At 51.3% G+C, this 18,615-nt stretch carries 18 protein-coding genes; 12 read left to right on the top strand and 6 right to left on the bottom strand.

The window, feature by feature from the left end; genetic code table 11:
- Positions 1-128: 128 nt before the first annotated feature.
- Both ACQ6WK_RS14115 and ACQ6WK_RS14110 read left to right on the top strand, forming a co-directional pair.
- Complete coding sequence (locus ACQ6WK_RS14115; RefSeq protein WP_432798025.1) at positions 129-1,307, top strand: phosphoribosylaminoimidazolecarboxamide formyltransferase; 1,179 nt, start codon at positions 129-131, stop codon at positions 1,305-1,307.
- 131 nt (positions 1,308-1,438) lie between these two features.
- The gene (locus ACQ6WK_RS14110; RefSeq protein WP_432800408.1) at positions 1,439-2,818 is read left to right on the top strand and encodes a YjiH family protein; all 1,380 of its coding nucleotides are present in this window, start codon (positions 1,439-1,441) and stop codon (positions 2,816-2,818) included.
- On the opposite strand, the gene ACQ6WK_RS14105 is transcribed toward ACQ6WK_RS14110, so the two are convergent.
- Positions 2,813-3,520, bottom strand: a complete 708-nt coding sequence (locus ACQ6WK_RS14105; protein WP_432798024.1) for a haloacid dehalogenase type II — start codon at positions 3,518-3,520, stop codon at positions 2,813-2,815. The two genes, ACQ6WK_RS14110 and ACQ6WK_RS14105, sit on opposite strands and share 6 nt — an antisense overlap.
- 305 nt (positions 3,521-3,825) lie before the next feature.
- Between ACQ6WK_RS14105 and ACQ6WK_RS14100 the strand changes: the two genes are divergently transcribed.
- From ACQ6WK_RS14100 to ACQ6WK_RS14090, 3 genes are read left to right on the top strand one after another with little or no spacing between them, the layout of a single operon-like run.
- Positions 3,826-4,605: a glycosyltransferase gene (locus ACQ6WK_RS14100; protein ID WP_432798023.1), complete on the top strand. Its 780-nt coding sequence runs from the start codon at positions 3,826-3,828 to the stop codon at positions 4,603-4,605.
- A complete protein-coding gene (locus ACQ6WK_RS14095) occupies positions 4,529-5,347 on the top strand; it encodes a polysaccharide deacetylase family protein (RefSeq protein ID WP_432798022.1) in 819 nt (272 codons plus the stop codon). Before ACQ6WK_RS14100 ends, ACQ6WK_RS14095 begins: the two co-directional genes overlap by 77 nt.
- On the top strand, positions 5,334-6,602 hold the full coding sequence (locus tag ACQ6WK_RS14090) for a glycosyltransferase family 87 protein (RefSeq protein WP_432798021.1): 1,269 nt from the start codon (positions 5,334-5,336) through the stop codon (positions 6,600-6,602). Before ACQ6WK_RS14095 ends, ACQ6WK_RS14090 begins: the two co-directional genes overlap by 14 nt.
- A gap of 71 nt (positions 6,603-6,673) precedes the next feature.
- Here the strand turns inward: ACQ6WK_RS14090 and ACQ6WK_RS14085 are convergent, their stop codons facing one another.
- On the bottom strand, positions 6,674-7,528 hold the full coding sequence (locus tag ACQ6WK_RS14085) for a ferredoxin--NADP reductase (RefSeq protein ID WP_432798020.1): 855 nt from the start codon (positions 7,526-7,528) through the stop codon (positions 6,674-6,676).
- Positions 7,529-7,814: 286 nt separating this feature from the next.
- Positions 7,815-9,059 carry a hypothetical protein gene (locus tag ACQ6WK_RS14080; RefSeq protein ID WP_432798019.1) on the bottom strand — a complete coding sequence of 415 codons (1,245 nt, stop codon included), beginning with the start codon at positions 9,057-9,059 and terminating at the stop codon, positions 7,815-7,817.
- A gap of 202 nt (positions 9,060-9,261) precedes the next feature.
- Here ACQ6WK_RS14080 and ACQ6WK_RS14075 point away from each other — a divergent pair, with 202 nt between their 5' ends.
- The 7 genes from ACQ6WK_RS14075 to dut all read left to right on the top strand — a co-directional run bounded on the left by ACQ6WK_RS14075 (position 9,262) and on the right by dut (position 15,759).
- Complete coding sequence (locus tag ACQ6WK_RS14075; RefSeq protein WP_432798018.1) at positions 9,262-10,416, top strand: FAD-dependent oxidoreductase; 1,155 nt, start codon at positions 9,262-9,264, stop codon at positions 10,414-10,416.
- A gap of 39 nt (positions 10,417-10,455) precedes the next feature.
- Entirely contained in the window at positions 10,456-11,637 is a 1,182-nt protein-coding gene (locus ACQ6WK_RS14070) for an ATP-binding protein (protein WP_432798017.1), read from the top strand.
- A 128-nt stretch (positions 11,638-11,765) separates the two neighbouring features.
- Positions 11,766-13,202, top strand: coding sequence for a cardiolipin synthase (cls, locus tag ACQ6WK_RS14065; RefSeq protein WP_432798016.1), 1,437 nt, complete (start codon positions 11,766-11,768; stop codon positions 13,200-13,202).
- A 117-nt stretch (positions 13,203-13,319) separates the two neighbouring features.
- Positions 13,320-13,568 (top strand): hypothetical protein, encoded by a 249-nt coding sequence (locus ACQ6WK_RS14060; protein WP_432798015.1) that lies wholly within the window; start codon positions 13,320-13,322, stop codon positions 13,566-13,568.
- A gap of 58 nt (positions 13,569-13,626) precedes the next feature.
- Positions 13,627-14,292, top strand: a complete 666-nt coding sequence (locus ACQ6WK_RS14055) for a hypothetical protein (protein ID WP_432798014.1) — start codon at positions 13,627-13,629, stop codon at positions 14,290-14,292.
- 111 nt (positions 14,293-14,403) lie between these two features.
- A complete protein-coding gene (locus ACQ6WK_RS14050) occupies positions 14,404-15,261 on the top strand; it encodes an HAD family hydrolase (RefSeq protein ID WP_432798013.1) in 858 nt (285 codons plus the stop codon).
- Positions 15,262-15,294: 33 nt separating this feature from the next.
- Complete coding sequence (gene dut / locus ACQ6WK_RS14045) at positions 15,295-15,759, top strand: dUTP diphosphatase (protein ID WP_432798012.1); 465 nt, start codon at positions 15,295-15,297, stop codon at positions 15,757-15,759.
- 76 nt (positions 15,760-15,835) lie between these two features.
- Here dut and ACQ6WK_RS14040 read toward each other — a convergent pair whose 3' ends face one another.
- The 3 genes from ACQ6WK_RS14040 to ACQ6WK_RS14030 form a co-directional block, all read right to left on the bottom strand.
- On the bottom strand, positions 15,836-16,825 hold the full coding sequence (locus ACQ6WK_RS14040) for an aldo/keto reductase (protein ID WP_432798011.1): 990 nt from the start codon (positions 16,823-16,825) through the stop codon (positions 15,836-15,838).
- Between the two features lie 225 nt (positions 16,826-17,050).
- Complete coding sequence (locus ACQ6WK_RS14035) at positions 17,051-17,824, bottom strand: SnoaL-like domain-containing protein (protein WP_432798010.1); 774 nt, start codon at positions 17,822-17,824, stop codon at positions 17,051-17,053.
- 281 nt (positions 17,825-18,105) lie between these two features.
- Entirely contained in the window at positions 18,106-18,567 is a 462-nt protein-coding gene (locus ACQ6WK_RS14030; protein ID WP_432798009.1) for an SRPBCC family protein, read from the bottom strand.
- Between the last annotated feature and the right edge of the window lie 48 nt (positions 18,568-18,615).

Below are 18,615 nucleotides of genomic sequence, written 5' to 3'. Positions count from 1 at the left end.
AGGCTGGTCGCGGGTCGGGTGGGATCGTGCTAGACTGGGCTGCTGGTGAGGCTGGCTGCATTCTGAAGCAGTGAAGGTCATCTACATCTAACATAATTTAAAACAATGCTTTATGGCGGAGTGCTGAGATGGAAATCAAGCTCAAGTATGGTTGTAACCCCAATCAATCCCACGCTCGGGTGGTTTATGACGGTGAAGGCGATTGTCCTTTGGCGGTGGTCAACGGGGCGCCGAGTTACATCAATTTGCTCGACGGTTTGCGTGGGTGGCAGTTGGTGCGTGATTTGAAAGCTGCGACAGGTAAAGCAGCTGCGGCGTCATACAAGCATGTTAGCCCGGCAGGTGCGGCAGTTGCTGGCGAACTTTCCGAGTCATTCTGCAAGGCACATTTCTACAAATACGGTGAAGATTACAGCCCGGTTGCGACCGCTTATGCCAAGGCGCGTAGCTCCGATCGTGTGGCAAGCTTCGGCGACTTTATCGCGGTAAGCGAGGTCGTAGATGAGAGCCTAGCCATGTTGATCAAGCCTGAGGTTTCGGATGGGATTATCGCACCGGGGTACGAGGCTGGGGCGCTTGAGATTTTGAAGGGCAAGAAGGGCGGCAAGTATGTGATGTTGCAGATGGATGCAGGTTTTGTGCCGCCGGCAGTTGAAGGTCACAATCAGTTTGGGCTTCGACTAGAGCAGTCGCACAACGACGTTGCGATTACTGCTGAGACGATCACAAACAATGTGGTCACAAAAAACAAAGACCTTTCCGCAGGCGCGATTGAAACCGCTCTGGTGGCGACGATCACACTCAAACATACACAGAGCAACTCGATCAGTGTGGGTGTTGATGGGCAGGCGATTGGGATTGGTGCTGGTCAGCAAAGCCGCATCGGTTGTACACGGCTTGCATGTGAAAAAGCAGATCGTTGGTTATTGAAGCAGCACCCAAAGGCGTTGGTGCTTGAGTACAAGGATGTGCCGAAGAGCGAGAAGGTCAACGCGTTGGATGGTTATGTCCGCTGGCATGAACTCAATGACAGTGAGCGGGCGGATGTGCAAAAGGCGCTGGTGAACGATGTTGATCCACTGACTGCGGGAGAGCGTGCGGACTGGTTTGCGAACAACACAGGCGAGTTGGTTTATAGCAGTGATGCGTTTATCCCATTCCGTGATAATCTGGATCGTGCAGCGGCCAGTGGCGTGAAATTCATCGTGCAGACTGGTGGCAGCGCCCGGGATGAGGTTGTGATCAAAGCGGCAGACGAGCACGGGATGGCAATGAGCCAAACAGGGATTCGTTTGTTCTTGCACTAGTGTGGAGCCAAGTAAATAACCTTTTGAGCCCGGCTTTAAAGCCGGGTTTTTTCATGTTTGAGAAAATGCCAGCATAGAATATGTATTCTCCGATAGGTTCTAAAGGCATGCCCCGTTTGATGGGAACGCTTTTGGATATAGAGGAAAACAATAAAAGTGATTTGGTTGATGATCCTTCCTTGAAGGATTATTTGAAGTTTATTCTGCCATCGCTTTTGGGGATTTTGTTATTTATTGTACCGGTTCGAACAGAGGAGGGAGTGACATTACCAGTGGCGCTGGTGGCGAATTGGGTGGTTGATCGGGCGGGAGATGTGCTGCCTTTGGTGACAATGTTTTTGTTGTGTTTTGCAGCGATCTTCACGATCATCACCAAATGGATAAAACCGAGATGGATTCTAGATCATCGATTTTATGGTGGATTATTTAATGTTGGTTATTTTTGGATTGTAGCACGCGTATTGGGTGCGTTGTTTGCAGTGATGACGTATTGGCAACTTGGGCCAGAGATGATTTGGTCAAAGGATACAGGAGGGGTAGCGTTTTTTGACTTAGCGTCATTGCTTGTCGTGATTTTTCTGTTTGCAGGCTTGTTCTTGCCACTCTTACTTGATTTTGGTTTGCTTGAGTTATGTGGCACACTCATGTCGAAGATCATGCGGCCGGTGTTTACCATTCCGGGACGATCGGCGATTGATTGTGTTGCATCATGGGTAGGTGATGGAACGATCGGTGTGTTGCTCACGAGCAAGCAATATGAAGCGGGGTTCTATACGAAGCGTGAAGCAGCCGTGATCGGGACAACGTTTTCGTTTGTGTCGATTACATTTACGATTGTGGTGATTGATTATATTGGTTTGATTCACCTGTTCTTCCAGGCGTATATTGCGTTAACCGTAGCGGGATTGTCAGCAGCACTGATTATGCCGCGGATCCCACCACTATCGTGGAAACCGAACACATTTTATGAATCAGTACAAGGAGAACCACGAGATATAGCACCGGAGGCGATGTCATTATGGCGATGGGGTATTGTATTGGCCACAGCACGTGCGGGTAAGGTAAAGGGTGTACTGCCGGTAGTAAAGCGAGGGGTGCAGAATGTTTTTGATATGTGGTTTGGTGTGGTGCCAGTGGTAGTGATGCTGGCGACGCTTGCGAATATATGTGTGGTGTATACGCCAATTTTTTCATATTTAGGAGCGCCGTTTGTGATCCTTTTGGAGTGGCTACGTGTGCCAGAAGCAGGGGAGGCTGGGCAGACGATGGTGGTGGGGTTTGCTGACATGTTGCTGCCGGTGGTTGTGGCAAAGGAAGTGGTGACTGATGAGTTTACGAAGTTTGTGATCGCGACCGTGTCTTGCACTCAATTGGTCTATATGTCAGAGATAGGTGCGTTGTTACTGAGTTCGAAGGTGCCAGTAAGATTTTGGGAGTTGGTTGTGATCTTTTTGGAGCGTACATTAATTACACTGCCAATCGTGGTGTTGATGGCACACGTGCTTTTATAAAGAAGCGTGAGATGATCGGCGTGGCTTTAAGAATGAGGGAAGGTCGGAGAGTGAAGAGAGGGTTGTGGTGGGTTGAAGGTTGGGTAGTGGGTCGGGGATGTTATCAGGGGAACGTTGGATAAAGATAGTTTGCAAATTGCATGATGCTGCGCCGGCGATGTCGAATGGATTTGAGGAGATGAGCCAAAGATGGTCAGGGGTGGTACCGGTTTGATCAAGCAGATGTTGGTAGACAGCGGGGTGAGGCTTGAAGGTCCGTGTATTGTGTGCGGAGACGATTGAGTGAAAGAAGTGATGAAGCTTTGTGTTGTGTAAGAGGGTTGATGCGGCAGATGTCGAGCCGTTGGTGAAGACGTGGAGCTTGTAAGCGGGGGTATTGAATGAGGACAGCGTTTTGGAGGTATCGTGGAAGGGAGAAAGATGTTGATACTGATCAAGGAGCTGTTGTTGCTGCTGTGAGGTGAGGTTGTTGTGTGTGATGGCAAGGGTGTGGGCAAGTGCGTATTGCGTGAGCTGATGAAAATCAAGATTGAGCTGCATGAGTGCAGCACGGAAGCTGTATTCGAGTTGTTTGGCACGCCAGCGTGCTGCAAAATCATCAGGGTGAAGTATGTTCATTGTTTCGAGGGTGGCCGAGATAGCGGCGGTATCGATAAGGGTGCCATAGAGGTCGAAGGCGAGATGTGTTTTTTGCGGGCGCATGAGAAATCTTAGGATTGGGATGGGCGGCGGCGGGATGAGATTCACGCTAACAATATGAGGGGTGTAACTAAGGGGAGGCTGGCGCCATTCGGTAATGCTAGCGGATGGCATAAGGTCATGTTACAGTACTATGTGAAATCATTTTTTTGAGCCATTCTTAGTGCGGCTCAATCGTTTTCGGGGTGAGGGGGAATCAGGGTGAGGATTTAGTACATTCGTTTGTTGTATTTGTTTGATCCATGCTCCGGTTGTAATGGAGCCCAACACGGCAACGGAGTTATCCAGTGCCAGAGATCAGTGTGATTATGCCCGTATACAATGAGGCGGGTGTTGTCGGTTCGGTTTTTAACCGTGTGCGAGATTTTGCAGCTGAGCACGAGCGGTTCCATTTTTTGTTTGTGGATGATGGATCATCTGACGCGACTGTGGATCTGTTGGAGGAGCGTATTGCGCGGAGTGGGATGGCAGGACGGATCCGGGTGCATGCACTTGGGGAGAATCGTGGGAAGGGTTATGCGATTCGGGCGGGAATTCGTCGGAGCATCGGTGAGAAAATTTGTTTTACCGACGGGGACTTGGCGTACTCACTGGATCATTTGCTTTCATTGGAGGCAGGGTTGGATCATGCGGAAGTCGTGATCGGGTCGCGTGCTTTGCTTACGGGCAGGCAGCACAATATAAGTTTGGCTCGGAAGGTGATGGGACGGACGTTTAATTTGTCGGTGCGACTATTGTTGGGCTTGCCATATTTGGATACGCAGGCGGGGTTGAAGGGTTTTCGACGAGGAGCGGCTGAAGAGATCTTTTCGTTCCAGCGGGTTTATGGTTTTGCGTTTGATGTTGAGTTGATTTATCTTGCGCGGAAGTTGAGTTTGCGTGTGATGGAAGTACCGGCGGAGGTTTGCAAACGGCATTCGTATAAAGTTTCGAAGATGAATCTTGTGCGAGATCCATTACGTATGTTAAGTTCCATTGCGGGCATTCGATTCAATGATGTGGCGGGCAAATATGCAGCGAAAAATTCTACTGAGTTTCGATGTGGAGGAGTTCGACCTGCCGCGGGAGTACGGGGTTACGATCTCTGATGATGAGATGTATGAGATTACAACGACGGGAATGAATCGGGTGTTGGGGGTTCTAGAACAGCATGGCGTGTGTGTGACGTTTTTTGTGACGGCGAATTATGCATTGCGCGAGGGGGAAATGATCAAGCGGATGGTAGCGGGTGGGCATGAGATCGCATCGCATGGATATGATCACGGATCGTTTTGTGATATAGATCTACAAAAGTCGCGGGATGTTTTGTGTGAAGTGAGTGGGCAGGATGTAGTGGGGTTTCGCAGAGCACGGCTGGTGGAAACAAATCGCGAGGCGATTGCCGCGGCGGGGTATACATACAATTCATCTGAGAATCCGATTTGGTTGCCGGGGCGGTACAACCATTTTTTTGGAACGCGGACGGCCTATCTCACGGGCGAGTTATTGAATGTACCGATCTCAGCGACGCCGTGGTTAAGGGTGCCGCTGTTTTGGTTGGGGGTGAAGCATTTCCCGATGTGGTTGATCAAAAGTGCGAGCGCGCGGGTGCTGCGGCATGATGGGTATTTGAATATCTTTTTTCATCCTTGGGAGTTTGTGGATTTATCAAAGTATGATTTGCCACGGGTGATTACACGACGGATGGATCATGTGATGCTGGGGCGGCTATCGGCGTACTTGCGTTGGTTGAGTGGACGGGGCGATTTTATATGCATGAGAGATTTTGACTTGTTTTATAGAGATAAGACGGTGGAAGAGAAAGAGGAGGTTGGCGATGGCGTTGGGTAAGCTACTCAAGGATCCGGCCGATTTGCGATTTGTGTGGATCATTTGGGGGGCGTTGATGATTGGGATGGGTGTTGTTGGGGCTGTAACGATTCATACCGTGACAGGTGCGTATGAGCTTGGTGCGGAACGATGGCTTGCGGGGGAGATGTTATATGACACGGGGATTCATGGGTTTTTGTATTTGCCGCAGAGCGCGATGTTGTATGCGCCGATGACGATGTTGCCCGAGGCGATAGGTGCGTTTGTATGGCGAGTTTTGATGATTGGGATATTGGCGGCTGGTTGTTTTGCGATGTCGCGAGAGGTGAAGCGGTGGCATGATGTGGAATTGTTTCCGATTATGACACTGGTGAGTTTGCCGATTGTTTTAGATGGAGCACGGAACGGACAGATGACGTTGGGGATGACGGGCGTGATGTTGCTGAGTATGGCGGCATTATCAGGCGGAAAGTATTGGCAGATGACGTTGTGGTTGATGTTAGGTTTGGCGATGAAGCCGCTTATGTTGGTGATGATCTTGTTGGTGGGCGGAGTTTATTTGCATTTGGTGCCGCGGCTGCTTGCGGGGATGCTGGTGTTGTTGGGGTTGCCGTTTGTGTTTAAGGGTTATGAATATGTGCTGGCGCAGTATGCGGGTTTTGGTGACATGCTTTTGGTGGCAGGCGATCCGTCGAGTGTGGCGCCATTTGATTACTGTGATGTGTTTGGGATGCTTCGTGTGTTTGGGGTTGATGTGGCTTTGGGTGGGCAGATGATGGGGCGGTTGATCGTGGCGGCGATTGTGTTTGGCGTGTGCTGGGTTGTGGCAAGGGTTTGGGGACGCAAGCGCGGTGCGGTGATGATCTTGATCGGTACGGCGGGGTATTTGATGTTGTTTAATCCGAGGGTGGAGGCGAATACGTATGGGATGTTGGGGCCGGTGTTTGGGTTGCTCGCGGGGTGGGCGTTTGTGAAGGAAGGAGCGACGATGCGCGGATGGTTGTTGGTGGTGATGATGCTGCTTATTGCAGGGAATTATGAATTGACGAAGTTGATTACGCCTGGGAAAACGATTTGGCTTCCGCCGATGGTATGTGGTTTGTTGATGGTATATGTGTTTGTGATGTTGATGATGGGGCGATTGCCGGGAGGGGGTGGGAAGGATGTTGATGAGCTTGCAGAGGAAGCAGAGGTGCGGGAACGCGCCAAAAAGCAGCGGGCATGGGCGTTACTTTCGGGTGGTGATGGTGATGATTGGGGTGGAGATGGGGAGTAGGTTTTACCTCACAGGTAGAACCCGTGGGCTTGAATTTGAAAATTGTCAGGCTTTCAGGTGAGGGGGGATGGTTACCAATAGCGTTCGAAGTGGATGTTGCCATCGGGGTTTTCGCGGTTCTTGGTGACAAAACCGCGGGTGGTGAGGTCTTCTTCGATCTGATCGATCATCTGGGGATTGCCACAGATAAACACTTGAGAGGTTTCAGCAGTTAGGTCGAAGCCGAAGGTTTGTTTGAAGATGTCGGCGGGCATGATGGTTTGGACACGGCCGCGGTGGCCGGTGAAGGGAGAATCTTCAGGATCGCGGGTGACGCAGGGGAAGTAGGTGAGTTTGGGGTCTTTGTCGTCGAGATCGCGGATGGTTTGGAGGTAGCCGAGGTCTTCAGAGTAGCGGGTGCACTCGATGAGGATGAAGCGGTTCCAGCGGTTGTCGTTTTTGTATGTTTCGTACATTGAGTAAAAGGGTGCGAGGCCCGTGCCGGTGGCGATCATGACGAGGTTTTTATCGTGTGGAATGTTGTCGAGTGTGAAGTGGCCTGCAATTTTTTCACCCATGAAGATTTGGTCGCCGGCTTGTAGTTTCCAGAGCAGTGGTGTGAGCTTGCCTTCTTCGACGAGGACGATGTAGAACTCAAGGTAATCACGTTGGGTGGAGGGTGAGGCGATGGAGTAGGCTCGGCGGATGAGTTTGGGGCCGCGGTTTTTGCGGCGTGGATTGTCAGAGGGAGGTGGTTGTACAGGGTCGATGAGGCCGAGGGTGGCGAACTGGCCTGGGGTGAATTCGGGGACAGAGCCATCGTTGAAGCGAACGCGGAAGAGCGCGAGCATCGGGTTGAGGTCGATGCGCTCGATGAGGGTGGCGTTATAGGGTGACGATTGGGCGTTTGAGGAATGCGAGCTGCTAGCTGATGTTTGTTCAGGCATCTTCGAGGTCTCGTGTGCGATGTCTAAAGGGAGAGCGAGTGAAGATCGGGCAGGCGACAACTCACTCTTTTTATAATCTTATGGTACATCACGCGGGACGGTTTAATCAAGTATATGCCGCGGAAGTGTGTGACAATTGTGGCATATTGGGCTGGGAAAGGGGGAGCTGTCGTGATGTGCAAAGAAGATCGTCTTGTGCGGGGCATAGAGAAGAGATCCCACCCGCAAAGCGAGTGGGCTTGAGGGGGTGGATGTGATTCCCTGCGCAGGTGGGTGTGTCGCAGGGTTAGTCTTGGATTTTGATTTGTGTGGCGGTTTTGACTTGGATTTGAGGTGTGCCACGGTATTCGGTGACTTTGCCGGTGACGTGGATGGTTTTATTGATGAAGAAATCGACGAGGTCGTCTGTTTCGTATTCTTCTTTGAGTTTGTCGTAGGCGACTTTGGGGATGACGAGCGTGAAGGAGCCTTTCCAGTCATTGGAGAAATTGAGGAAGGTGCGCGAGCCGATATCTTTGCCGCGAACGATGGTGCCTTCAGCGGTGATTTTTGAGCCAATGAATTGGCCCGCGTCAGACCACGAAATAATGTCTTGGCTGTTCGCGATATTTTGGTTGGATTGTTTTTCGATCTCAGCGCGGCGTTTGCGATCGGTTTTTTGATCGGAGTCAGCGTCAATGATCTTGATATCTTTAGCAGAGTTGACAACGGCTTGTGGGCGGCCGCGATACTTATTGATTTTGGCGGTGATCTGGACGGTCTTGCCTAGAAAGAGTTGGTCGGGCATGGCGTCGTATTGATCGTAGGTTGATTTGAAGATGATGGCGTGGAATTTATCTTTCCACTGTTCGGAGAAGTTGAGAAAGGTGAGGTTGCCAATGTCTTTGGTGACCAAGACTTTGGCTTGAAAGGTGATGGTTTCTCCCATGTAGTCGGGAGCATTGGTCCACCAGATGACATCATCGGGGAGGGCGGTATCAGGAGTTTCACCTTTTGCTGTGAGCCATGCCGGGAGGCTGTAGTTGGATGGTTTGGTGGTATCGCGTTTGGCGATAACTTTGATTTTGGAACCGTCACGGATTTCGATTTGTGTTTTGCCGCGATACATGGAGACGCGGCCGGTGATGCGGACGGTCTTGTCGTTGTAGTAGGTTGGGTCGCCGGTGGGGGTGTCAGCGTATGCGTCTTGGAAGACAACGACAGTGAAGTCGTTTTTCCAGTCTTCAGAGAAATTGAGGAAAGTGAGTCCACCGATATTGCGTGAGCGGATGACTGTGCCGTCAATGGTGATGGTTCGGCAGAGCTGGATGGGTGCTTCGTACCAGAGGATGGGGGAAGTTGGGACGGGCGGACGATCTTTTTCTTCGGGGAGCAGGCGACGGAAGGGGAGTGGCGAATCGATGGATTCGTTATAGGTAGGAATGGGGGAGCGGCCGGCTTTGGCAATGTAGGGCTTGGTGGAAGCGAGAGGTGCGAAGGAGAGGGTGAATAGGAGGATGACGAGTTTGGTTATGTACTTGCTGCTGGTCATGTGTGTCGCCTCATGCAAGGTGGTGAAGCTGCCTATATTACCAGACCCACTGAATTGGCGGTAGGAAATCTTCATGTGAGATGATGATGCGACAGGGGTGACAGCGGGATGCTGCTGAGGAGAAATGAGAGCAGGCGTTATGTGGGATGTGGGCTAGAGTTATATATGCGGGATTGATTAGAGGCTGAAATGGAGTTGGGTTATGAAGGTTTTAATTGTTGGTGCGGGTATGGCTGGGCTAGTACTTGGAGGTTTGCTACGTAGGCGACCAGGGACTGAGATTGTGATCATTGAACGTGCGGCACGATTTGAAGATCTGAGCGGTTTTGCAATCGGGCTGTATCCAATGGGGGCGCGGGTGATGCACGGGCTTGGTGTGTATGGGCTGTTTGAGAAGCAGAGCCGGCTGTTGAGCGGTTATGCAGTACATGATGATGAGGGAAAGCTGGTGCGGAAAGACTTTTCGATTGGGGACTTGATAGGGACGATGCGTTGTATTGGGCGAGATGAGTTGGTGGGGGTGTTGCGAGAGGGGCTATCGGTTGGCGGAGGGTGTGAGGTTGATATGCGGATGGGTGTAACGGTGGAAGCGATCAATGAAAGAGCGGATAAGGTACGAGTAAAGTTTAATGATGAGAAGGAGGAGGAGTTTGATCTGGTGGTCGGTGCGGATGGTGTACATTCGCAGGTGGCAAATCTGTGTTTCAAACCGGGCAAAGTATATGACCCGGGTTGGGGCGGCTGGGTGTGGTGGACGAAGTTGGATGAAAGCGGCGAAGCGGGTTTGATTACGGAGAATTGGGGGTTGGGGCGGTTTATAGGGTTCTATCCGACGGATAGACGGTTATGTGTGGCGGCATTTGGTCCTAATCATGAAATTGAGGTGACGGGGGAAGGACGCAAGGAGAAGGTGAACCGATATATGGGAAGACTGGGAGAGGTGTATGGTGATGCGATGGCGGATATGCCGGGGGATGATGAACATGCGGTGTACTGGCGGCTGGCAGATTGTGTGCATAAAAAGTGGCACACAAAGCGCGTGGTTTTGGTAGGTGATGCGGCAGCGGGGATCATGCCGACAGCTGGTGCTGGTGCTTCGATCGCGATGGAAAGTGCGGCTGTATTAGCGGATGAATTGCTGCGCGTGGATGAGGGGTGTGTCGAGCGGGCGCTGCGATTGTATGAGAAGCGTCGCCGAAAGAAGGTGATGGCAATGGTGCGTCAGTCGCGAAAGCTGGCACGGATGATGGTGAAGACATCGAAATGGGCAATGCGAAAGCGGTTTCTATTTATTCGCTACATGCCGAGCAGGCTGTTTTCGAGTGTGATTACACGGGGGATGCGTAAACCGATCTAATTTAGGGAAGGATGTTTGTACGGATGGTATGATGTTGGGATGGAAGATGTGATCGGACAGAGTAGAGCGGTGGGGGTATTGAAGTCGGCGTTGAATAGCGGGAAGCTGCACCATGCGTATGTGTTTCACGGACCAGCAGGTGTAGGGAAGTTTCGGACGGCGGTGGGATTGGCGAAGGTGTTTTTGTGTCAGGATCAGGTGACGAATTTACATGGTGAGGTAGAGAGTTGCGGGGGATGTGCGAGTTGTAAGATGATTGAGCCGTTATTGGCTGTGGGGGAAGTGAAGCGGCTGGTGGTGACGGGGAAAAAGAAAGATACGATTGATGATGAGGAAGGGCTAAGGAGTGGGCATCCTGATTTACGTGTGGTGGTGAAGGAGTTGGCGCGGTATTCGGATGATGCGAATGTGCGCAAGCGTAAGCTGACGGTGATTCCGCGTGAGGTGTTGATGGATGAGGTGGTGAAGCCGGCGGGTCTTGCGCCGAAGTTAGGTCATGGGAAAGTATTCATCATTGATGAAGCCGAACTGATGGCAGATGCGGGACAGAATGCACTACTTAAGACTTTGGAGGAGCCACCCGCGGGGAGTTTGTTTATTTTGATTACCAGCAGTGAAGATCGGCTGCTTCCGACGATCAAATCGCGGTGCCAGCGGATTGCGTTTGCGGGTTTGGATGATCAGCAAGTGGAGGGTTGGCTGGGTCGTCATGCAAGTGAGTCTATGCGCGAGTTAGACGAAGTTGTTCGGCGGTGGTTGCTTCAGTTTGCGGGAGGGAGTTTGGGGAAAGCGGTGATGGCGATTGAGTATGGCTTGACTGAGTGGGCGAAGGAGATCTTGCCGCGGATTGATGGCATTGCGGCGGGCGAAGCGAGTGGGGAGTTGGGCAAAGTAATGAGCGATTGCATTGATGGGTTTGCCAAAGCGTGGGTGGACAGCCATGACGGTGCGTCGAAGTTGGCAGCGAACAAGCGGGCGGCGGGCTTGATGTGGTCAATGATTGCGGAGCATGCAAGACATCGGATCGGCGCGTGCGCGATTCAAACGCAGGGGATGGATGAAGAGGCAGCAGAGGGTGTGGTCGGGCCGTGGTTGAAGATGGTGGATGCGATCCCGGAAGCTGAAGCAATGTTCGCAACGAATGTGAAGCTGGATCTGGTATGTGATCACTTGGTGATGAAGATGACGCAGGCGATTTATAAGGCAGATGCACGAGCTTAATACACGTCTGGATAAATAGGGGTGAGAGTGGAAAGTTCACGGAAGGGGATTGCGAAGTGGGTAAGGAATGGGGACGATAAAGGGATGAGAGCAATGTAAAAGTACTGGGGAGTGAACGGGGCGAGTTCATGTCGTGGGTGACGTATTATCTGATCTTTGATTGGGCGCTTCGGCTGCTGATGATCATGGTGGTGTTGCGTCGCCAATGGCTCCCGAGTGTGAAATTTAGTTGGTTGGCGCTTGTGCTATTCTTGCCCGAGCTTGGGGCGGTGTTGTACTTGCTGCTTGCGGTGAATTATTTGGGGTGGCGACGAAAGCGTGAGCATAAGTATGTACTTGGCTTAACTGGGGCGAAGGTACGTGCGGAGCATTTACAGGAAAAGATGCCTGCAAGTAATGTCGAGGTACGTGTGGAGCAGCGTGCAATGATGCTGCAAGCACAGAGCACATCAGGGAATCCGATTGTAGGTGGGTCGGATATTCGGTTTATCTCATCGACGAAGCGGTATGTTGAATTAGTGTGTGAGGATATTGATCGTGCGACAGATCATGTGCATTTGCTTTACTATATTTTTTGTGATGATGATTATGGCAGGCAGATTATCAATGCGCTGATTCACGCGCGAGGACGGGGGGTGACTTGCCGGTTGCTTGTGGATGCGGCGGGGAGTCGACATTTCATTAAAAGTCCTGCATTTTCAGAGTTAAAACGTGCGGGGATTGAGGCAGAAGCGGTCTTGCCGGTGAGTGTGTTGCGGCATAAATTTTCGCGGATTGATATGCGAAACCATCGGAAGATTGCGGTGATGGATGGGTGTGTGGCATATGCGGGGAGCCACAATGTGGTGGTAGAGAATTATGGTAGTGAGAAGAATCAGAATTGGATTGATTTAAGCGGGCGGTATGAGGGCCCGGTTGTTGGCCAGTTGCAGCAGGTATTTTTGGATGATTGGCTTTATCAGACACAGATGGAGTTAAAGGAGGATGGTCTGTTTCCGAAGTTGGCAGATGCTGGAGAGATGCCAGCGCAAGTAGTGCCAACGGGTCCGAACTATGAAGCAGAGACATTTCGGCGGGTGTTTATTGCAGCACTCAATAGTGCGCAAGAGAAGATTGTGATTACAACACCTTACTTTGTGCCGGATGAACCGACTGCACTGGCGCTATCGATGGCCGCGGACCGGAATGTAGAAGTGATTGTGATTGTGCCAGCAGTTAATAATCATCCGTTGGTGAAGTTAGCAGGAGAGTTTTACTATGACTATCTGCTTGCGAGTGGGATCAAGATCTATCAATTCAGTGGTGGGCTGCTGCATTCAAAGACGGTGACGGTGGATGATGCGTTCGGTTTACTCGGAAGTGCGAACATTGATATTCGCAGTTTCCATCTGAATTTTGAGGTGAATACGTTGTTGTATGGTGCCGCGGTGACGCGGCGGCTATGGGAAGAGCAGAGGATGTACCTGTCGTATTCGGCGGAGCTTGATTTGGCGACTTGGCGACAGCGCAGCACGTGGCGGAAGTATGGTGAGAGTTTGGCGTCGCTCTTCTCTCCATTGTTGTAAAGCGTCTCTATTTCTGTGTGGGAATGAGAATATGTGAAACGTGATGGATTCGGCTACGTCTACGATGCTGGAGGGTGGCTTGTTAGGTCGTTTGCGCAAAAATAAAGGGAGCATGTTATGCAGATGGTCTTAGGATTGATTGGAAATTTGGGCTGGCCAGAGTTGGTGATATTGCTTGTGTTATTCGGCGTGCCGGTGCTGCTTGTGATTGGTGTGGTTGCGGTGTTTATGGTGAAGAAGAAGTCACGGCAGAAGGAAGCGACCTGTGGTGGATGTGGGTACATCGTGGAAGGGATCTCGTCGCTATTGTGCCCAGAGTGTGGCGGTGATCTGCGGAAGGTCGGGATTGTGAAAGGGCGCGAGTGAGCGCGTTGGGCTTGTGGTGAGGATGATTTTAGGCGGATGATGATCAAGGAGCGTGAATATGCAGTCGAGTATATCAGTTGTTGGGTTGTTGGTTTTGTTGCTGTTGGTGGGGATGGTGTTGTTGTTTGCGGTGGGGGCGGTGATGATACTGGTGGGGCTGCTGAAGAAAAAGGAAGTGGGCGCTGATGGTGAAGGTAAGTGTGGTAGGTGCGGGTATATCGTGAAGGGCTTGAAGGAGATGCGATGCCCGGAATGCGGGAGCGATTTTGCGGAGGTGGGGATTGTGAAGGGTGAGAAGAAACGGCGGCGAGGATTGATCGTGACAGGCGGTGTTCTGGTAGTTTTGCCGGTTGCGCTGTTTTTGTTGATGTCGTTGTTTGTGGTTGGCATGCGTACACAGAGGACGAACGTGGCGGTGGGGGCGATGACACAACAGGTTTGGATTACGGCAAATGTGAATGGGGCGATAGCGAAGGTGGGAAATGTGATGACATCGGTGCCGAGTGTGATGACAAGTCTTGACATGAGCGTGGACCAGGTGATTGAAGTAAATAAGGCGGGGTATCACACGGTGCGTGTGACGGTGCCAGCCGGTGTGTTTTTGAGTGGACTGCCGCTTGATGTGCAGATGGAGAAGATCAAGGATGGAGAAGTGGATGAAGTACAGGAGATGGAAGCGAGTCTGGGGGATGGTCGTGTGATTTTTGTTGAGAGGGAAGAGTGATATTTTTAGAAAATGGTTACAGATACGATGCGCAGCAAGTCAAGACGTGGTTGATGCAACCGATCTGACGAACAGGAGGGGGATGGGTATAGTGTGGGGATGAAGTATGAGATGATTGCGATTGACATAGATGGGACGCTTTTGGGAAGCGATGGGGTGGTGCCGCGCGCGAATGCGGAAGCGATTGGCCGGGCGATGGATGCGGGGGTTATGGTGATTCCGTGTACGGGAAGAGGTTGGCGGGAGAGTGGGTACGTGATTGAGCAGGTGGATGCGTTTAGCCGCTCAGATCAGCACGGCATTTTTGTAACAGGAGCGATGGTAAGTGAGCTTGCGACGGGGAAGAGTGTGGAGATCGCAGCGATGGAGCCGGCGCTTGCGGCGGAGTTGATCGCGTTTTTGGGGGAGCAGCCAGAGGCGGTTTTGGCGTACCGAGATGCGGGTGAGGTAGGGCATGATTATTTGGTGACGGGGAGTTGTGAATTGGTGGGGAACACGGATTGGTGGTTCCAGAAAACTGGGGCGAAGGTGCATACGCAAGCTGATGTTTGTGCGGATGATCTGCATGCAGTGTTGCGTGTGGGGATGGTGGCGAAGGGGGCGCGGCTAGCACCACTGACAGAATTGATCGAGGCAAAGTATGGGGATCGTGTGCTTGTGCAACATTTTATGGGGGTGCAGATGCCGAACCCAGAGGATACGGTGTATATTCTGGAGGTGTTTGCGGGGGGTGTGGATAAATGGCGAGGCGTGCGGTGGATTTCTGAAAGGGAGGGGATTGAGCCAGAGAAGATCGCGTGCATCGGCGACGAGATTAATGATGTGGCGATGTTGAAGGCTGCGGGTTTGGGTGTGGCGATGGGTAACGCTGTCCCGGAGGCAGCAGTAGTTGCGGACAAGCGGACTTTGCGGAATGATGATGGGGGTGTGGCACATGCGATCGAGATGATGTTGGATGGGAAATGGTAGTTTAGCCATTGATATAGATGAAGGAATGCAGGTATGCAGGATGTGAATATTGAATGTGTGAAGGTATCTATTAAGCGCTTAGAGGGGAATGTGAATGGAAAGTTGCCAGCATATCAGAGTGAGCATGCGGCGGGGATGGATGTGTATGCACATTTGAGTGAGCCGATAGTGATTAAGGCAGGTGAGATTGGTCTTGTGCCAACGGGTTTTGCGATGGCGTTGCCGGTGGGGTGGGAGGCGCAGATCCGTCCACGGTCGGGTTTGGCGATCAAGCATGGTGTGGGAGTGCCGAATAGTCCAGGGACGATTGATGCGGATTACCGTGGTGAGGTGAAGGTGGGACTGATTAATATGGGAGAGAAGGATTTTATAGTGGAGGATGGGATGCGGATTGCGCAGATGGTGGTGAAGCGTGTGCCGGTGGTTGAGTGGTTGGAAGTGGATGAGCTTCCGGAGACCGAGCGGGGTGCAGGCGGGTTTGGTCATACGGGGCATTAGTTGCCTAGATGATAAGTAAATAAAAGCGGCGAGGCTGAGTGCTTGCCGCTTTATTCATACATGATTGTATTGTTTGTTAATTATTGATACCGATCATGCCGGCTTCGGGGTAGCGCTGTCCGTCAAAGAAACCGACGGGGAAGTTGGTGTCGAGAAGTTGGACTTCATCGGGAGTAAGATCGATCTGTGTGGCATGTATATTTTCATCAAGATATTTAATGCGTTTGGTGCCGGGGATGGGGATGTTGTTAATTGGGCGATGGAGTAGCCATGCGATGGCGAGTGAGCCAAGGGTGCAGTTTTTAGTTTGTGCAAGATCTTTGAGAAGGTCGAGTCGTTTGAGGTTTTGTTGGAAATTTTCTTCTGAGAAGCGTGGGGAGATGCGACGGAAGTCATCTTCGGCGAGGTCGGAGAGTGAGGTGATTTGTCCGGTGAGCAGGCCACGTCCGAGTGGTGAGTAGCTAACGAAGCTGGTTTTTAATTCGGCACAGGTTGGGAGGATGTCCGATTCGGGATCGCGGGAAGAGAGCGAGTATTCCGTTTGTAGTGCGGCCACGGGAGCGATGGTGTTCGCTTTGTGGAGCGTTTGCGCGGAGACTTCGGAAAGCCCGATGTGTTTGATTTTGCCTTGTTTTTTTAGGGAAACGAGTCCGGTCATGACCTCTTCGATGGGCGTTTCGCCAGTGAATCGATGGATGTAGTAGAGGTCGATGATGTCGGTGTTTAGTCGTTTGAGTGACGCTTCGCATGCTTGCTGGATGTAGGCAGGGGAGTTGTCAATTTTTCGGGCGTACTCGCCAGGTTTGCAGACGATGGCGCACTTGGTAGCGAGAATGGTTTGATCACGTTTATCGGCAACAAATTTTCCGAGGAGTTCTTCATTGTGGCCGCATCCATAGATGTCGGCGGTATCAAAGAAGTTGATGCCGTGGCTATAGGCGTGGTTGAGGACGGAGAGTGCGTGTGTTTGGTCGGCTGGCGGCCCGTAGAATTCGGAGAGTCCCATACAGCCGAAGCCGATGACAGAGATTTGCAAGTTGGTGTTGCCGAGTTGTATGGTTTTCATCATGATAATCCATGTTTGTATTGGTGGAATGCAAATTTCAGATGGATTATAGATGCGTCACGGAGGAACGGCAGCATTTATGGGGAAAATGGAAAGGTAAAAAACGCGGCCTGCGTGATTGCGGGTCGCGTTTGTGAGTTGGCCAGTCGATCGCGCGGTTTGCATGAACGCTCCGAATGTTCATGCCGCGGCGAACGTGGTCGCATCAATTGTCTTTCTGTAAATTCATACGTTTGGTGTCTGGCATTGATCATCAGGCTCTTGATAGAAGAATTGCTCCTGAGCAATCTTGCCGTCACGGACGGTGTAGATCGCGACTTCGGTCATTTTGCATCGCTTGCCGGTTTCTTTGACCGTCATTTCGAAACTCTCAACAAGTGCGAAGCGGTCCTCATGTGGGAACGGGCCCTTGATGCAGGTTTCATGCACTTCATGATTGCCAAGCCACCATTCGTTCTTGCCACGAATCGCTTCAATGCCTTCCATGCGCGCGGGCATGGTGGGGTCACTCATGGCTTCGATTGAGACAATATCGTCAGCATACAACGTGTCGACAGCTTCAAGATTCTTACCTTGATTGCATAACTCGACAAGCTTGTTGGCGACTTCAGGCACGACTTGGCTGGGGCACTGATAGAAGAATTCTTCGTGTGTGATTTTTCCATCGGTGACGGTGTAGAGGGCAACTTCCTGCATATGGATGCGTTCGCCTGTTTCTTTTGAGGTGATGTCATCATCAAAGTAAACGGCAAAACGATCGCCATGCGGGAAGGGGTCAGACACAGTTATGCTGTGGATTTCATGGTTATCAAACCACCATTGATTTTTCCCAAGGACGGTTTCTTTGCCTTCCATACGTGCTGGCATGGCGGGATCTTCCATTGCTTCGACAGAGACGATATCGTCGGCGTAGAGAGTGTTGATGGCCTCGGCAAATTTACGTTCACGGCAGAGGGCGACGAGCTGGTTGGCGATGTCCATGGTGGTTTGTACAGGCATTTGGATTGCTCTCTGGTGCTGAGCACCGATTGAATTCTTGGGAAAGACGAATTTTAGAAGTAGTGATTGCACGTATTTCCCGGAAGGGAATTTGTAAGGTTAATGTTTGGTTTTGCGAGCTATGATAATATGTGAAAGATTGAGGTGCAAGCGGTTATTTGCATTTTTAACGAAGGATTAACGGTAGCGTGATGTTGGAATGAGGAATGGGGTTTGTGTGGATTGGAAAAAGCCGCGGATCTGTGCGGCTGTGGGTGGTCGTGGTAGTGACTAAGCGCTAATTAGACGGCGAGGTGGGTAACCAATTCGTTAAAGCAGCCGGTCCAGCCTTTGTGATGGTCATCGCGTGATTGCGTATCGGGGAGTTGTGTGTGTGTGAAGATCATGTCTGTTTGAGAGCCACAGGGGGAAGGGGTGAGTTCGATGGTGCAGTGTGTGTTCTGTGCGGACTTCGGCCGGTCTTTCCATGACCATGTAAAGGCGATCTTATTATGAGGGGTAAGTTCGGTGAAATGCCCAATGGCTATGTAGTCTTCACCCGTTTCTTTATTACTCATAGTGAGTGTGTATGATCCATCTACAGCAGGATCAATCTCACATTGTGTGCAGCTCATGGTTTCGTTGCTGGGGACGAACCATTGTTTACGCTGATCTGCATCCATCCATGCGTTATAAACTTCTTCGGGGGTGGCGTTGAAGGTGCGATGGATGGTGAGTGATTCGGATTGGTTGGTGGTAGCCATGATGTGCTCCGTGTTTTGTGTGTGGCTTAATCATACGCAGCACGGTTA

This window comes from Poriferisphaera sp. WC338, assembly GCF_050931845.1.
Classification (GTDB): domain Bacteria; phylum Planctomycetota; class Phycisphaerae; order Phycisphaerales; family Phycisphaeraceae; genus Poriferisphaera.
This window is presented reverse-complemented; position numbering and strand designations above follow the sequence as displayed.

What these genes read in the sequence shown, in the direction of transcription:
- ACQ6WK_RS14115 (WP_432798025.1), top strand. Translation starts at nt 129, where the DNA reads ATGGAAATCAAGCTCAAGTATGGTTGTAACCCCAATCAATCCCACGCT.
- ACQ6WK_RS14105 (WP_432798024.1), bottom strand. Translation starts at nt 3,520, where the DNA reads ATGCGCCCGCAAAAAACACATCTCGCCTTCGACCTCTATGGCACCCTT.
- ACQ6WK_RS14100 (WP_432798023.1), top strand. Translation starts at nt 3,826, where the DNA reads ATGCCCGTATACAATGAGGCGGGTGTTGTCGGTTCGGTTTTTAACCGT.
- ACQ6WK_RS14095 (WP_432798022.1), top strand. Translation starts at nt 4,529, where the DNA reads ATGCAGCGAAAAATTCTACTGAGTTTCGATGTGGAGGAGTTCGACCTG.
- ACQ6WK_RS14090 (WP_432798021.1), top strand. Translation starts at nt 5,334, where the DNA reads ATGGCGTTGGGTAAGCTACTCAAGGATCCGGCCGATTTGCGATTTGTG.
- ACQ6WK_RS14085 (WP_432798020.1), bottom strand. Translation starts at nt 7,528, where the DNA reads ATGCCTGAACAAACATCAGCTAGCAGCTCGCATTCCTCAAACGCCCAA.
- ACQ6WK_RS14080 (WP_432798019.1), bottom strand. Translation starts at nt 9,059, where the DNA reads ATGACCAGCAGCAAGTACATAACCAAACTCGTCATCCTCCTATTCACC.
- ACQ6WK_RS14075 (WP_432798018.1), top strand. Translation starts at nt 9,262, where the DNA reads ATGAAGGTTTTAATTGTTGGTGCGGGTATGGCTGGGCTAGTACTTGGA.
- ACQ6WK_RS14070 (WP_432798017.1), top strand. Translation starts at nt 10,456, where the DNA reads ATGGAAGATGTGATCGGACAGAGTAGAGCGGTGGGGGTATTGAAGTCG.
- cls (WP_432798016.1), top strand. Translation starts at nt 11,766, where the DNA reads ATGTCGTGGGTGACGTATTATCTGATCTTTGATTGGGCGCTTCGGCTG.
- ACQ6WK_RS14060 (WP_432798015.1), top strand. Translation starts at nt 13,320, where the DNA reads ATGCAGATGGTCTTAGGATTGATTGGAAATTTGGGCTGGCCAGAGTTG.
- ACQ6WK_RS14055 (WP_432798014.1), top strand. Translation starts at nt 13,627, where the DNA reads ATGCAGTCGAGTATATCAGTTGTTGGGTTGTTGGTTTTGTTGCTGTTG.
- ACQ6WK_RS14050 (WP_432798013.1), top strand. Translation starts at nt 14,404, where the DNA reads ATGATTGCGATTGACATAGATGGGACGCTTTTGGGAAGCGATGGGGTG.
- dut (WP_432798012.1), top strand. Translation starts at nt 15,295, where the DNA reads ATGCAGGATGTGAATATTGAATGTGTGAAGGTATCTATTAAGCGCTTA.
- ACQ6WK_RS14040 (WP_432798011.1), bottom strand. Translation starts at nt 16,825, where the DNA reads ATGAAAACCATACAACTCGGCAACACCAACTTGCAAATCTCTGTCATC.
- ACQ6WK_RS14035 (WP_432798010.1), bottom strand. Translation starts at nt 17,824, where the DNA reads ATGCCTGTACAAACCACCATGGACATCGCCAACCAGCTCGTCGCCCTC.
- ACQ6WK_RS14030 (WP_432798009.1), bottom strand. Translation starts at nt 18,567, where the DNA reads ATGGCTACCACCAACCAATCCGAATCACTCACCATCCATCGCACCTTC.